General features: G+C 39.9%; 17 protein-coding genes and 1 tRNA gene. 4 read left to right on the forward strand and 14 right to left on the reverse strand.

Translation table 11 applies throughout. The features are described from left to right. On the forward strand, positions 1-363 hold a 363-nt coding region (locus VB654_RS21030), incomplete at its 5' end, for a bestrophin family ion channel (RefSeq protein WP_323215747.1). On the opposite strand, the gene VB654_RS21035 is transcribed toward VB654_RS21030, so the two are convergent. Together VB654_RS21035 and VB654_RS21040 are read right to left on the reverse strand one after the other, a co-directional pair. Next, positions 341-1,507, reverse strand: a complete 1,167-nt coding sequence (locus VB654_RS21035) for a DNA cytosine methyltransferase (protein ID WP_323215748.1) — start codon at positions 1,505-1,507, stop codon at positions 341-343. The two genes, VB654_RS21030 and VB654_RS21035, sit on opposite strands and share 23 nt — an antisense overlap. Positions 1,508-1,612: 105 nt before the next feature. Continuing rightward, a complete protein-coding gene (locus VB654_RS21040; protein ID WP_323215749.1) occupies positions 1,613-3,055 on the reverse strand; it encodes a YcjF family protein in 1,443 nt (480 codons plus the stop codon). Positions 3,056-3,225: 170 nt separating this feature from the next. Here VB654_RS21040 and VB654_RS21045 point away from each other — a divergent pair, with 170 nt between their 5' ends. Next, complete coding sequence (locus VB654_RS21045) at positions 3,226-4,167, forward strand: site-specific DNA-methyltransferase (protein WP_323215750.1); 942 nt, start codon at positions 3,226-3,228, stop codon at positions 4,165-4,167. Positions 4,168-4,175: 8 nt separating this feature from the next. On the opposite strand, the gene VB654_RS21050 is transcribed toward VB654_RS21045, so the two are convergent. The 10 genes from VB654_RS21050 to VB654_RS21095 all read right to left on the reverse strand — a co-directional run bounded on the left by VB654_RS21050 (position 4,176) and on the right by VB654_RS21095 (position 10,291). Beyond that, positions 4,176-5,057, reverse strand: coding sequence for a hypothetical protein (locus VB654_RS21050; protein WP_323215751.1), 882 nt, complete (start codon positions 5,055-5,057; stop codon positions 4,176-4,178). Then, positions 5,050-5,274 carry a helix-turn-helix transcriptional regulator gene (locus VB654_RS21055; RefSeq protein ID WP_323215752.1) on the reverse strand — a complete coding sequence of 75 codons (225 nt, stop codon included), beginning with the start codon at positions 5,272-5,274 and terminating at the stop codon, positions 5,050-5,052. Before VB654_RS21055 ends, VB654_RS21050 begins: the two co-directional genes overlap by 8 nt. 96 nt (positions 5,275-5,370) lie before the next feature. Further along, a complete protein-coding gene (locus VB654_RS21060) occupies positions 5,371-5,520 on the reverse strand; it encodes a hypothetical protein (protein ID WP_323215784.1) in 150 nt (49 codons plus the stop codon). 101 nt (positions 5,521-5,621) lie between these two features. Then, positions 5,622-5,698: transfer RNA gene (locus VB654_RS21065), tRNA-Met, on the reverse strand. 48 nt (positions 5,699-5,746) lie between these two features. Further along, a complete protein-coding gene (locus VB654_RS21070; RefSeq protein WP_323215753.1) occupies positions 5,747-6,700 on the reverse strand; it encodes an asparaginase in 954 nt (317 codons plus the stop codon). 176 nt (positions 6,701-6,876) lie between these two features. Continuing rightward, positions 6,877-7,377 carry a CGLD27 family protein gene (locus VB654_RS21075; protein WP_323215754.1) on the reverse strand — a complete coding sequence of 167 codons (501 nt, stop codon included), beginning with the start codon at positions 7,375-7,377 and terminating at the stop codon, positions 6,877-6,879. Further along, the gene (gene rsfS / locus VB654_RS21080; RefSeq protein WP_323215755.1) at positions 7,374-7,835 is read right to left on the reverse strand and encodes a ribosome silencing factor; all 462 of its coding nucleotides are present in this window, start codon (positions 7,833-7,835) and stop codon (positions 7,374-7,376) included. The genes VB654_RS21075 and rsfS overlap by 4 nt, the downstream gene beginning before the upstream one ends. Before the next feature lie 51 nt (positions 7,836-7,886). Next, the gene (locus tag VB654_RS21085) at positions 7,887-8,072 is read right to left on the reverse strand and encodes a hypothetical protein (protein WP_323215756.1); all 186 of its coding nucleotides are present in this window, start codon (positions 8,070-8,072) and stop codon (positions 7,887-7,889) included. A 193-nt stretch (positions 8,073-8,265) separates the two neighbouring features. After that, positions 8,266-9,537 carry a glycosyltransferase family 4 protein gene (locus VB654_RS21090; protein WP_323215757.1) on the reverse strand — a complete coding sequence of 424 codons (1,272 nt, stop codon included), beginning with the start codon at positions 9,535-9,537 and terminating at the stop codon, positions 8,266-8,268. A gap of 583 nt (positions 9,538-10,120) precedes the next feature. Then, positions 10,121-10,291: a hypothetical protein gene (locus tag VB654_RS21095; protein ID WP_323215758.1), complete on the reverse strand. Its 171-nt coding sequence runs from the start codon at positions 10,289-10,291 to the stop codon at positions 10,121-10,123. Between the two features lie 45 nt (positions 10,292-10,336). On the opposite strand from VB654_RS21095, the gene VB654_RS21100 reads away from it, so the two are divergent. Continuing rightward, the gene (locus tag VB654_RS21100) at positions 10,337-10,981 is read left to right on the forward strand and encodes a DUF3318 domain-containing protein (RefSeq protein ID WP_323215759.1); all 645 of its coding nucleotides are present in this window, start codon (positions 10,337-10,339) and stop codon (positions 10,979-10,981) included. A gap of 41 nt (positions 10,982-11,022) precedes the next feature. Here the strand turns inward: VB654_RS21100 and VB654_RS21105 are convergent, their stop codons facing one another. After that, positions 11,023-11,820: a 7-carboxy-7-deazaguanine synthase QueE gene (locus VB654_RS21105; RefSeq protein WP_323215760.1), complete on the reverse strand. Its 798-nt coding sequence runs from the start codon at positions 11,818-11,820 to the stop codon at positions 11,023-11,025. Between the two features lie 214 nt (positions 11,821-12,034). Here VB654_RS21105 and VB654_RS21110 point away from each other — a divergent pair, with 214 nt between their 5' ends. Then, positions 12,035-13,084, forward strand: coding sequence for an anti-sigma factor antagonist (locus VB654_RS21110; RefSeq protein WP_323215761.1), 1,050 nt, complete (start codon positions 12,035-12,037; stop codon positions 13,082-13,084). A 377-nt stretch (positions 13,085-13,461) separates the two neighbouring features. Here the strand turns inward: VB654_RS21110 and VB654_RS21115 are convergent, their stop codons facing one another. Further along, the gene (locus VB654_RS21115) at positions 13,462-13,707 is read right to left on the reverse strand and encodes a hypothetical protein (RefSeq protein ID WP_323215762.1); all 246 of its coding nucleotides are present in this window, start codon (positions 13,705-13,707) and stop codon (positions 13,462-13,464) included. Positions 13,708-13,715 lie beyond the last annotated feature (8 nt).

A 13,715-nucleotide genomic window follows, 5' to 3' on the forward strand; every position in this document is an offset into this window, starting at 1 on the left:
AACAGCTATCAATTAACAGCAATGCAGGAGTTATTAAATAAATTAGTAGATAATTTAGGTGCGTGCGAACGGATTTTAAAAACACCAATACCTTTAGCATACACTATTCATCTCAAACAGTTATTATTACTGTATTGTTGTCTATTACCTTTTCAATTAGTGGAAAGTCTGGGGTGGTGGACAGGATTAATTGTGGCGTTGATTAGTTTTACTTTATTTGGTATTGAAGCAATCGGTTTGGAAATAGAAAATCCTTTTGGTTACGATGCTAATGACTTGCCATTAGATGCCATTTGCAACACTATGAAACGCAATATTGATGATTTAATTAGTCTGAGTCCTAGCATGGAATTATATAATTGAAACTCACAAAACTTTTCACCCCAATAGTTAAGAAGTCGAGAATAGTTTGAGCTAATGCCTTTGATGCCAAATAAGGCACACCATTACCAATAGTTTTAAACATATTAGTGAGTGACATATCCTCTGGAAGTACAAAATTTACAGGTAAAGATTGAATAGCTAAAGCTTCCGCCACAGAAATTCTTCGCACTTGGTATGGATGTAAATGTACTTCATTATGACCATAGCAAGCTGTCGGTGAATAACGCCATCTGTGCAGACGTTTGAAAGATTTTTTAGAAACATCACCTTCATCAACAGCAGCAAATCTGACAATACCTGCCCTTGGTTTAAAATAGTGTTGAGTATTGGGATGATGCAACACATCATTTTTTCTAAACCAGTATTCAACTGTTAGTTCTTGAGGTATGTTTTCAGGGCAAGATATGATAGAATTTTCTTGGAATGTTTCGCACTTTCGCCAAGGATAATTAAACACCTGTTCTTGAGGATATAAAATTTGCTTTTGCCAGTTAAAATGGACTTCAAATATTAATTTATTAATACCAATATCATTGATTAAATTATCTTTAAAACCAACAAGAATAATTCTTTCTCTATCTTGTGCTACACCATATTCAATAGCATTAATTAACCGTTCTGTTAATATATAACCAGCTTGGTTTAATCTTTTTTTTAATGATTCAAAAAATAAACGGTGTTTTTTCGTCCGCCATAAACCTTTGACATTTTCAAATAAAAAAAAGTCTGGCAGATTTTGACAAATTAATTCTACATAGTCAGCCGAAAGCTTACCATTATCGCCTAATTTGCCTTTATTTTTTCCCCCAACCGAAAAGTCAGGACACGGGGGTCCACCAATAAAACCAATTATATTATCAGATTTGCGGCAATCTTTAACTAATTCATGGAGGTGTTGTGCTTCTTTCCCCGTGATAAGTTTGCTTACGTCTGCTGCTTCCCCTTCGTGATATCCATATTCTGGCTGTGGGAGTTTCAGCATTTCCCGTGAATAGCGATATGCTTTCATGAATGGTTTAAATATTTCATTGACATAAACAATATTAAAACCACTATTTTCAAAGCCTAAATCAAGGAAGCCTGAGCCAGAAAAAAAAGAAAAAATACAAGGAGAAAAAGTCATTAAAAAATTTAATAAATTAGTAAAATTTAAGGATTATTCTCACGCAAAGGCGCAAAGGCGCAGAGTCAAAGTTTTTATTATGCGTCTTGACGGCTTTGCGCGAAATTATCCGACAGTTTCAGGCTGTGGTTGTGGCGATAAACGCTTTACGCCTTGCTGAACAAAGGTTGATAAAAAACTCATCTGCTGGTTTTTCTGGAAGACGTTTTGCAACGTTTGGCGCAATTTGTCTAAATTCAAGGCGTTTCCCGAATCTAGCGCTATTTCCTGCTGTGCAAAATATTCAACTAAACTTAAACCGGCTACTCTGGTAAGATAAGCTGCACTGACACCTTGCACTACACCACCAGCTACAAAGGTGACAGTGTTAGTTTTGAGAACTATACTCACAGCTTTTGTGGAAAGTTCTACTAAACCTAGTTTCAGCATCAAACTTCCCATTGTTCCGGCTACAGTTTGCGCCTGTTCCCAAGAAAACTTCTGCTGATAGATATTACCTAAATCTATGACCATCTGAGCATTAATTGCCGCAGTGGCGAGAATATCCAAGGCTGGGACTGGGTTGGCAAAGGCAGCAGCCGCAGTTATCCATTGATATTGTTCAATAATTGGGGTGGCGCGATCGCATCTAGTTTCATTCAGCCAGTTTTTCGCTTCGGCTTTCAACAAGTTGGCTGTTCTTAAAGTCTTTGTCCATACCAGTTGTTGTCTTTGCTGTGTAAGAACTGCACTTAATTGCTGTGTTAACTGCTGGATATCGGCGGCTGGTTGTTCCATCCATTCTTGTACAGTACCATCAGCTTCATGCTTCCTAACTTTAATCGCAATGGGAGAAGCCGCCGTTGCAACTACATTTTCCGCTATTCGCTGTTTTAATGACAGCAAGACACTAGCACGTTCATCTACTAAATACTGGTCTTGTTTGTTGAAAACCAAAATAGCAGGCTGATTTGCGGCTTTTAACTGCTGTAAAGTTTGAAATTCTGAGTCTGTCAAATCACCGTTTGTCAGGAACAGCACAAAATCAGACTGTTGTATTTCTGTTAAAACAGCCGTATCTGAATTGTCACCAGCTTCTCTAAACAAAGGTGGGGTTTCCGAGAAAGTGACTTTTGGCTGTGTTTCTTGCCAACTGCTAGACTCCAGCACCTGAATTAAAGTGCTTTTACCCACAGATTTACCACCAGTGACAGCCAATTTAATTTCTTGTCTGTCTAATTCGGGCAGTAATTGGGCAGCTTTTGCTCGTAATGTTTCTAAGGCTATGTGGTTTTCTGCTTCTATTGCCAGTTGGTCAATGACAGTCTGTGTTGTAGCGATCGCACTTTCCACCATTGCTCGATCTACAACAATACCATCTAACGGCGCTAAACTATTTTTTGGGCGATTTTTTTGCAATAACCACAAACCACCACCCACAGCCAAAGCACTAAATAAACCGAACTCACTCAGCTGCACTATGGAATCATGCCAGCTTTGTAATATCCACAGGGAAAAGGATAGTCCCAATCCTCCTACCAAAATCGGTCGCTGCAACTTCACAACCATGATTCTCCGCGCTTTTTGTCAAGTTTCTCTTTCAGAATAGATCAAAATTCTGCTTTTCTATCTTCAACAGGCGAACAGACACGCTAGATTTATTTGTAAACCTTGCGGTTGCATTGGGTGTAACATCAGAGTATGATGACTATAAGTACCATAACATAAAAAGCATAGCTATGTCCTTAGATTGTATTACGGCAAATCTTCCTCTGTTCATAGGGTTGGACAAAAAGCTAATAATTGACGTACAAGATATTGATGAAGCTGATTTTAACGAAGCTAATTTCATCTTCAATGGAGAAGCATTAGAAGTTTTGAGGAAACTACCAAACTCGATTGTGCAAACAGTAGTGACTAGTCCTCCGTATTACGGACAGCGTGATTATTGTACAGACAAGCAAGTTGGAACAGAGCCAACGCCAGAAGAATACTTGAATCGTCTTGTTGATATTTTCGATGAAGTTAAGAGAGTTTTAAAGGATGATGGCACCCTTTGGCTGAATATAGGTGATAAATATATAGATGGAAATTTAGCAGGACTTCCTTGGCGATTAGCAATTGCTCTGAAACAGAGAGGTTGGATTTTGCGGTCTGACATTATTTGGCATAAACCAAACGCCATGCCATCGTCTGTACAAAATCGTCCAACTACAGATCATGAATATATATTTTTGTTTGCTAAAAACTCAAAGTACTACTATGATGCTGATTCTATCCGTGAACCACACGTAACTTTTTCAGATAAAAGTAAGATGAAAGGTGGGCGCAACCATCTTGGTAAGCAGGGAGGAACACCGGAACAGGGAAAAAATTCTGGTAATTCAAACCTGCATCGTGGTCGCTGGGATCAGGCATTTCATCCGAAAGGAAGAAATAAGAGAACTGTGTGGGAAGTACCTTTATCTAAGTTTAGAGAAGCTCATTTTGCTGTGTTCCCAGAAAAATTGATAGAGCCTTGTATATTAGCAGGATGTCCTGAAGGTTCAGTCGTTCTTGATCCTTTCTTTGGTTCTGGAACTACAGGGTTTGTCTCTCTTGTCAAAGAACGCAAATTTATTGGTATTGAGTTAAATAAAGACTATTGCGAAATAGCAATAAAAAGAATTTTTTCAGCTTAGTTTATTTATTACATGATATCTCGAAAAACTCCTGTTAGGTTTTCAAATTCCTGAAATAATAAACTTTCCACCTCATTTACTTGATTTGGATTTTTATTTATGTAAATAAAGTTTTTACAATTTAGGGTCTTTAAATCACCTGTCCATGATTCCGCAATAATGACGGGTATACAATTATAGCCAGATTCATTTGCTACAGATATTGCCTTATGAATATCTCTTGTAAACAGCAACGCATGACCACCGCCCATCGTTTCACGAGTTTTCACTGGTATTAGGATATCACCTCTGTTTCCACTTACTTTCACATCATAAGTTTCGCCCCCCAGCTTAATTTGGGTTTTATCAATTGAGAGTTTAATTCCATTCTTTTGTAAAATTTCCTTGAGATTACGCCTAACAATTTCTTCAAATAAATTTCCTTTAATTGAACGACGGCTTCCTTCCAAACGATCAATCATTACTTCAAAAATTGGTATCCACTCCCATCTTTCACGGTCAGGTAAACTAGCAAACGCATACTGTCGAACTTGATTAATAACCTCAGCTTTACGCTCGTTAATTTCTCCACTAAAGTTTTGCAAAAAGCTTTTCAACCTCTGTTCAGGAGCATCTCTAAAAATCCATCCCAATAGTAGCCATTTAGCTTTATCATCAGGATATGGGCGACCTATGCCATCATATAATTTTAAATTTTCAGGAATCTTCCTATCTAAATATTTCCTAATTGTAATTTTAGCTTTATATGCATCTTCCTCCGCAACAAATTTGTAGAGTTCATCATATCCTTGTGTTTGCAAAAAGCCAATAAAATCATCAAAAAACGCTTTATTGAGGTTGGTAACTATTGCCAGTTCTTTTAAACGTATGTTGTTGGGAATACTACTCATCAAAAAGTTCTCTAGGGGAAACGCATAAAGCATCTGCAATTTTTTTAATATTCAGAAGACTGATGTTTCTTTGCCCACGTTCAACTCCTCCGATGTAGCTTCTATCCAAATTGCACAAGTGTGCTAAGTCTTCTTGAGAAAGTTCACGGTTACTGCGGAGGTATCGAACACGTTCACCAAACTGTTTTCTGATATCTTGAGTGTTAAATGTTGTCATAACAACAATTAAAAACCATCTGATGCTTTTGAGTCCACGGACTTTAAGTACCAGTAGATTTGTTCTACTTGAATCAAGAAGCTGGCTAATAATGGGCTAAAATAAACCACCACCCACAGCCAAAGCACTAAATAAACCGAACTCACTCAGCTGCACTATGGAATCATGCCAGCTTTGTAATATCCACAGGGAAAAGGATAGTCCCAATCCTCCTACCAAAATCGGTCGCTGCAACTTCACAACCATGATTCTCCGCGCTTTTTGTCAAGTTTCTCTTTCAGAATAGATCAAAATTAAAACAAAACCCCGAACTTTTAATAGTTTAGGGTTTTGCTTGATATTTTATTTGGTGGCGGGAAGTGGATTTGAACCACTGACCTTCGGGTTATGAGCCCGACGAGCTACCAGACTGCTCTATCCCGCGTCGCCTCTTGACTTCTATAGTATAACCACAAAGTTTCAAGTTTGGCAACTATAAAAAAGATAATTCTCCAATTACTTCTAAACGCTTGTATTTTCCTATAGACATAAACTTTTCAGAGAGGCTGTCGGCGGCGCTGGGGCTAATCCAACCCATCTGCTGGAGCAAGTGGATGGCCACGGCATATTTGGCGCGTTTGGCTCCATCCATGACTTTAATCGTCAAGCCCATACCTTCACCTAGTCTGCCAATACATTGCACTCCTTCCGCACCAGATTTACTTACCAGTTCCCCTGGAGCTAAACGCATCAGTTCTGTGTCAAATTCGCCAACTCCTGCCACCATAGCCGCATGATGAGTCATGGCACGGACAATCCGTTCCATATCAACATTGCTACTAGAGGCTAAGAGGGCATACAAAGATGCCATTTGACTGATTTGCATCAGATAGGTGGGTGCGCCGCAGTCGTCGTGAGCGCTGAGAAATTCTTCGGCTGGCATTCGCAACAATTCTGCGACTTTTCCCAAGATTAACTGTTGTACTGGGTGCTTACGCTCCAGGTAGTTATTTAAAGGCCAATGTCGTTGTTGACAAACAGCTAACATTCCGGCGTGTTTACCAGAGCAATTATATTCCAGGGGACTTTTTTTGCCTTCGGGTATCGGACATTGAAGGGCTGTTGGGTCAAGGTCGGCCCGCCAAATAATATTAAATACTTGTCTTACCTGTTCGATTGTGCCTTTGTGGGAACTACTAATAATGGCTAAATCGCGATCGCTTAAATTATAGCGTTCTAGTGTGCCTGTGGTGGTGACTGCGAGTGCCTGAAATGGTTTGAGTGCTGAACGGACAAATGCAGCAGTTTCAGAGTTGCCGGCAACGGATAGAACCCGTCCCCGTTCGTCGCAAACAACGGCCTCGACTATATGCCTCGATTCAGTAATTCCTTCCCGCAGCAGCCGGACTTCCAGGGGTTTTGCTTGAGTTCGTTTTCCCATTGTCATGGGTTAATATTTATTACCTTTTTTTATGAATTAGTACAGCACGGTGGCGATCAAACTACCGTACAAAACCGCAAACTAGCCGAAAATAAAATTTTTTGACTTGGGATTTCCCCGGTGGCGGTATTAGTTCCTCTTCATTGGTGATTAGTCGTTGATTACTAAACACCAATGAGGGTTTATGACAATTGCCAAATTATAGTACCAATAAGAAACATTCCCGCCAAGCCAGCAGAGGTAAATTTTAATCGCTGGAGAATCGGTTTAATTTCATAAGACACAATCAGGCGATCGCGTGTGATCACTTCCTGCGGTTTCGTCCAAGTTTGGCCATCATACCAACCCGACTCTTCATAAAATACGGTCGGATTGTAGAGGCGATCGCGTACATAGAGCCAACCCAAGAACAACCGCGCTAGTACCAAAATTACCCCTACACTCGCTCCGGCTGCACCACAAAGGATGAAGTGGACTAGTTGCTTGTGGGGGGGGAAACTAGCTGCTGCTATAGGCCCTGCCACTAGCCACGATAAACTCCAAATCCAAACCATTTTCGTGATGTAGTCGCGCCAATTTAAGATGCAATCACAAAAGAGCCAGGATGTTTTTAACTCTTCGTATTCGTTGAGTGGTTGCTGGTCTGTCGGAACTGGACAATTAGAAACCGAAGGCTTAATCATTTTGGCTTACCCCCGCCTTCATCAGATTTTGCCAGAGAAATGCGTTCTGCATGAACCCAGAATGCTTCTAAATTATAAAATTCTCTCTCTGTTGGCATCATGATGTGAACAATCACTTCACCGTAATCTAGCAGCACCCAACTACTATCGGCTTTGCCTTCGGTTCGCAAGGGTCGTCGTTGCCAATCAGTGTGTACTTTAGCTTCAATTGATTCAGCGATCGCCCTAACTTGTACCCTAGAGTAGCCAGTCATGATCACAAAATAATCTGCCAGATAAGATACATCTGCTACCCTAAGCACTAAGATATCATCAGCTTTGCGGTCTAAGGCTGCTTCGGCGACAGTCAAAGCTAAATTATCACTCACCTCTTTGGTTTCAGCCTCTAATCCTCTGAGTGTATTCTTGATCTCCGAGACAGACTGTAATGGGAAATTTCCTTGGAAATAATCAGACATTAAACCTCAGGTGCTTCATCCCTTATGTTACAATTTTACCCAACCACTTACTTACAAACAATAAAAATTGAATAGCAAATGTATGTGTTGGTTTTTTTGAATACTAACAAAAAAACAGGTGTCTATGGGGTGAGATTCAAAGTAATAGTGGATATATGTGCTGAGATATTCGTCTATCCCTGCCGCTTCATCTTCAATATTTAGGGTTTGCTGTTCCCGTAGCGTGCCGTTAGGCATAAAAGTTTTGTCGTGGAGGTAGGGAATAGGGAATAGGGAATAGTATCAGCTATCTGTCATCCCCAAATTTTCTGATTTATTCAACCCAAAATTCATACTTTTGATGGTACACCCTTTAAAAACCATTCGGCTGACGCTCACGGCAAAGCCTTGCACCAACTTTCGGGTTTATCAGCTTTACCTCATAAAAATGTCATACTTCCTGCTTTGTCACAACTTGAGAATCAATTCCTTGACGATCTGCGACCACTGAATAAAATAGATCTTCATAGTGACTTAAAGCTTGCTCAAAGGCATAATTCTCCATAGCATATTGACGACTGTGAACACCTAAATTTTTCACTTTTTCGGGATGGTGGTATAAATCTAAAATAGCTGCTGCTAAGGCTTTAGAGTCTTCTGGAGGTACAATAACTCCCCCAGCACTTTGTCTAATAGCTTTTGCGGCCGTGCCATTTTCAGGTACAGATGCAACCAAAGCCCGACCACTGGCAAGTAGTGATTGAATTTTTGATGGCATATTGAAAGATACTACATTTTTTTTCTGCACTACCAAACCAACATCCGCAGCTGCTAACATTTGTGGCAACTGTTTGCGGGGTTGAAACGGTAGCAGTAAAACGTTATCTGCACCACAGTCTAAACAATACTTTTGTAATCGCTGCAAACCTTTGGCCTCTCCCACAATCACAAAGGCGATATCTGGAAAGTCGCGCAACTGGGAAGCGGCTTTAACAACAGTTTCTAAACCTTGTGTCAGCCCAATATTCCCCGAATATAGGGCTACAAATTTGCCATTCAGGTTATGTGCTGCACGAAAAGGATTATTTTCTTTAGAGGAGGGGCGAATAAAATTTACATCCACCCAGTTAGGAATTTGCTCGATTTTTTCAGGTGCTACACCCTTAGATATCAAATTATCGACAAATCCATCAGCAATAACGCTAATTTTCGAGGCTGTGTGATAAGCAAATTTTTCTAATGCAGTAAATACTTTGATGAGTAACTTATTTTTTAGCAGTCCGACATGAATCGCGGCTTCGGGTAAGATATCTTGAAGGTTTAATATCACAGGGCAGGCGCGTAACCATCCTAAAAGGGCTGCGGGAACACAAACAGGTAGTGATGGCGACGTTGAGAGAATTACATCTGGCCGCCAACCGAACAGAGCAGGTAAAAAGCTAGTAACAACAAAACTAGCATCTAATAATACTCGATCTAATAAATTGGGTTGGGGACGAACCCAGATATAACTGCGTTGGATTTGAACATTGTTTTTATATTCATTCAAATACAATTTACCCCGATAATCCTCGTAAATTTGACGTTCAGGATAGTTGGGCATAGCGGTGATAACGCGCACTTCATGTCCACGTGTAGCCAGTCCCTCTGCTAACTCTGTCATTAATGGGGCTATACCAATTGGTTCTGGATAGTAGTTGTAAGAGTAAATTAAGATACGCATAAAAAATTATTCAGAAGTACCCTGTTTGTTTTGCTTATTGAGAATTGGTTACAGAAAATTACGGCTTTTCACTTTGAGACTGCTACATTTTATTATCTCTTTAGCGTCTCTTAAATAAGGGCAATTTTCATTAAAGATTCAGTAAATTTTGTATCAGCTACTTACGTAATTCCATTGTGTTCTTTGTGGCTTTTGATTTAAAAATATGAGATTTTCGCGTTTCACCTAAGTAATATACTTACTTAAAGTGTGTAAAAACACATTGTAAGCAATAATTAACAGATATTTATGAAGAGTATAAAAATATATGGTAAATTTTTATGATAATTTTGATTGGTTGTTAAACATCCGACAGATGTCTAGTAGTGACTGGGTTAACAAGATTATTGTTTGGGCAACTTGACATTTTATAGCTAAATCTTAGAGAAAGTAAGTATATACATACACAAAACCCATGCTTTCAGTACGTATTTATCTAGTTGTTTACATGGGCGAGAATTTAAGATTGGAGCATAGTATGATCACTGCTGCTGTCAGATTACGGCAATTTGTGCTGATGGTGGGTTTTATGCTGTTGCGCTAATTAGGTGGTGTAGACTATGAAGTTTATGTAAATAATAAGCATGGCATCAAGCAAAGCTACGGCGATCGCTCCACAGTCATCCACCTCAATATGACTATAATCATCTGTAATTCCCCAAGGAAGTTTTCCCAACGAGTGAAGCGAATTATCACGGAAATAGCTATACTCCAAAGTGATACCCTCACTATATACTGAAGTTTTCTAGGGCTGGATTTTATGACATCCTACGCAACCTCCTTTGCCAAGGCGGAAATGAGTGAACTCCGGCGGTTAAAAGGCTTACTACCGCCAGAATTGCAGAGCTGGGTAACGGTTGAAGGTACAACCGAGGTGAATCCACCAATGATCCGTTGCGAAGAAATTGGTAAAGACCAAGTAGAAATTCAAATTGACTTGGTGAAATGGGATGCGCTGGCAATGGATCAGCGTAATTTGCTGTTCTGGCATGAAGTTGCGCGCATTCAGAATGATACTATTCCCAAAGATGGCTGGGAAATGGCAGCATTGGCTATTGGTTTAGGTGGTGCTGTGGGCGAATTGTGGGTACAGGATGGATTATTGCTGGTATTAGCTTTGGCACTATGTGGTGTCTCTGGCTGGCGATTGTATCAAAAGAATAATGGGGAAAAGCAAATCAAAGAATTGCTAGTTGCTGACGAAAAAGCGATCGCTCTAGCAACTCGTTTTGGTTATAGTCTCCCTAACGCCTACAAGAGTCTGGGCAGTGCCTTAAAAACTATGATTGATAACACACCAAGTAAGCGCCAACGGTCTCGCTACGAAGCACGACTTTCTGCTCTCAAACGCAGTGCTAACAAAGCCAAAGCTAAATCCAGAACTACAGATGAAGCTGGAGTGTAGAACACAGTCAGTCGCTGGGGTGGGTATTTCCCACCTCCAAATCAAAGTTGATTTAACATTTTATGAGTTTGAGGTACGACCCGGACTTGTGGTACAAACTGCTTCATTAAAGCTTGCCACATCAAAACTTGTTCAGGAGCAGGTGCTAGTACAGGTGTTTCAGTCAGTTGTTGAGAGACTGGTAAAGGTGTCACAGGTTGTAAAAATATGGGGATATCTGGGCTGATATCTGCCACCATGATTGCCGCACGTTCCAACTCAGATGGATCTGTATTATCAGAAATAATTATCTTGACAAAAACCTCAAAATGTGAATCCAAACATAATTGTAAAAATTCTGTATGTTCTTGCCAAAGGCTTTCGCCGCTCACACTAGGCAGTTTTAAATCCATGCCTACAGAGTCTAAGTAGGGTAAAATCGTCGCCAATTGTTGTGGGCGATGTCCGCCAGACTCCAAGTATATGGGTAAATTGGTAAGGGATCGCACTTGGGGCAGAAATTCCTTTAAGAAAGCTGCATGAAGAAGGGGTTCGCCGCCAGTTAAGCTAATGCTATCGTGTAGACAAGGTAGATTTTGCCTTTCAACCCATTGGATTAAAGTGGGTAGTGGGACAGGATTAGAGTGGGTTTCAAAGTCGCGTAATCCAGGCGATCGCTCTATCCGACAAGTAGCGGGTGCATTCCAAGTGTGGGCGCTATCGCAAAAGTGGCAGCGTAAGTCACAAAAAGCAAAGCGAATAAAAAGTTGACGTGTCCCGACATTCAGTCCTTCCCCTTGAATAGCAGAAAAGACCTCAATCAGACGTGCTGTAGGTTGAACCGTAGTTTTAACAGTCATGAGATAGTAGCAAGGCGATCGCGTTGCGTCGGCACAAAAGAGAGGATGTTTTTTTACTTCTTGTTCTATTGTGAATCGTCGCTGGCAATCTCCGCTCCCATCCTCGATGACTAATTACTAACTATTAGTATTTATACCTATCAATTAATGATCGTCTGAATCCGAGGTTCAGTAAATTCCCAGGATAAAATAATTTTTGGTAGTTTAAATTTACATGGCAACGAAAGTGCAGAGCTTCATGACTAGCCAACCCACACAAGAAGACTTTCCAGTTACTTCAATTGAGGAAACTGTAATAGTGCAGGTGTCAGCGCGGTTAAGCGTGCTTGAGGCAGTGGCCTTTAAGCAGACCTGCCAAAATTTAACTCAAGAAAATCCACTTCCCAAACAAATCATTATTGATTTTCACCAAACTACTTTCATGGATAGTAGTGGTTTGGGTGCCTTGGTGAGTAATTTCAAAAATGCCCAAGAAAAAGGCATTACCTTAACTTTGCGGAATGTTACGCCTCAAGTTATGGCAGTGCTAAACCTCACAGGATTAGATGAAGTTTTCACCATTGAGTCTAGCAGCGAAACGCCCCCAAAAGAAACTAACACACCCACAGACATCCAAAAAAATAATTCTCGCAAAGCAGAGCCGCTACCCGCCACTCATCCTTCTGTGGCATCTTGGATGAAACGGTTCATAGATATTGTGGGCGCACTAGTAGGTTTGGTAATTACTGGATTTTTGTTTATTCCCATTATAATATCTATCCAAATTGATGATCCTGGTCCGATTTTCTTTGGTCAAATTCGCTGTGGTTGGATGGGTAAACGTTTTAAGATTTGGAAATTCCGTTCCATGTGTGTAGACGCTGAAGCAAAGAAATCCCAAGTTAAAAATCAAGTCGAAGGTGCGTTTTTCAAGAACGAAAAAGATCCTAGAGTCACGAGGGTAGGGCGGTTTTTGCGGCGCACCAGCTTGGATGAATTACCGCAATTTTGGAACGTCCTCAAAGGAGATATGAGCTTAGTGGGTACTAGACCACCCACACCTGATGAAGTAGAGCGTTATGAAGTACCAGAATGGCAACGTTTAGACGTTAAACCCGGTATGAGTGGAGAATGGCAAGTCAATGGTAGGTCTAAGGTACGCAGTTTTGAAGATGTAATTCGCCTAGATTTAGAGTATCAAAAAAATTGGAGTTTATTATACGATTTGAAATTAATTTTCAAAACGGTAGCTATTCTATTTAATAAAAATAGTGGTGCTGTTTAGCTAATTTCTCTAATTGTTAATTTGTTGGTAACTTACAATCTATTTTCATTTTTGGTAATGCCCAGGCTTTTTAGTAAGTTTGGGTATTGCTTTTTTAAGCTTAATTAATGTTTTTTAACTTCCCCAATTCGAGCTTATTAATAAGTAGCTCAAACTGAAAAAACGTAATACCCAGATCCCCGACTTCTTAGAGAAGTCGGGGATCTATATCGCCAAGTTTTTATGTTTAATTATGTTGACCTACTTAGCACCATAATATAATTCAGCTTGAGTAATGGCACTAACAGCTAATTGATTTATCCCAATACGACGAAGCTCATAGATAACCCTAGAGTTATTCTTATAAAACTATATGAAAATATTTGTATCACATAAAATTATTTCACATCTTCTCGCCATGCTTTTTGACGAATAGACTCAGTAGTAACATTTCTATTTTCCCACAGCCCCGCCAAAGAAAAAAAATCTTGCTCATCTTCAGATATATTCGCGTTATCTTCCATTACTTCTACAGAGTTAACAAAATCTAAACTTGAAAGAATCTTCAATAGCATTTCTGCTTTTTCCTTATCAGCCACTCCAACTATTAATTGTTCCACAGCATAATTACTCTTAATTTTCATTTTTCTAT

The sequence above is a fragment of the Nodularia sp. UHCC 0506 genome, from assembly GCF_034931045.1.
Classification (GTDB): Bacteria; Cyanobacteriota; Cyanobacteriia; order Cyanobacteriales; family Nostocaceae; genus Nodularia.

Coding starts and splice junctions, on each gene's coding strand:
- VB654_RS21035 (WP_323215748.1), bottom strand. CDS start 1,507: ATGACTTTTTCTCCTTGTATTTTTTCTTTTTTTTCTGGCTCAGGCTTC.
- VB654_RS21040 (WP_323215749.1), bottom strand. CDS start 3,055: ATGGTTGTGAAGTTGCAGCGACCGATTTTGGTAGGAGGATTGGGACTA.
- VB654_RS21045 (WP_323215750.1), top strand. CDS start 3,226: ATGTCCTTAGATTGTATTACGGCAAATCTTCCTCTGTTCATAGGGTTG.
- VB654_RS21050 (WP_323215751.1), bottom strand. CDS start 5,057: ATGAGTAGTATTCCCAACAACATACGTTTAAAAGAACTGGCAATAGTT.
- VB654_RS21055 (WP_323215752.1), bottom strand. CDS start 5,274: ATGACAACATTTAACACTCAAGATATCAGAAAACAGTTTGGTGAACGT.
- VB654_RS21060 (WP_323215784.1), bottom strand. CDS start 5,520: ATGGTTGTGAAGTTGCAGCGACCGATTTTGGTAGGAGGATTGGGACTA.
- VB654_RS21070 (WP_323215753.1), bottom strand. CDS start 6,700: ATGACAATGGGAAAACGAACTCAAGCAAAACCCCTGGAAGTCCGGCTG.
- VB654_RS21075 (WP_323215754.1), bottom strand. CDS start 7,377: ATGATTAAGCCTTCGGTTTCTAATTGTCCAGTTCCGACAGACCAGCAA.
- rsfS (WP_323215755.1), bottom strand. CDS start 7,835: ATGTCTGATTATTTCCAAGGAAATTTCCCATTACAGTCTGTCTCGGAG.
- VB654_RS21085 (WP_323215756.1), bottom strand. CDS start 8,072: ATGCCTAACGGCACGCTACGGGAACAGCAAACCCTAAATATTGAAGAT.
- VB654_RS21090 (WP_323215757.1), bottom strand. CDS start 9,537: ATGCGTATCTTAATTTACTCTTACAACTACTATCCAGAACCAATTGGT.
- VB654_RS21100 (WP_323215759.1), top strand. CDS start 10,337: ATGACATCCTACGCAACCTCCTTTGCCAAGGCGGAAATGAGTGAACTC.
- VB654_RS21105 (WP_323215760.1), bottom strand. CDS start 11,820: ATGACTGTTAAAACTACGGTTCAACCTACAGCACGTCTGATTGAGGTC.
- VB654_RS21110 (WP_323215761.1), top strand. CDS start 12,035: ATGGCAACGAAAGTGCAGAGCTTCATGACTAGCCAACCCACACAAGAA.
- VB654_RS21115 (WP_323215762.1), bottom strand. CDS start 13,707: ATGAAAATTAAGAGTAATTATGCTGTGGAACAATTAATAGTTGGAGTG.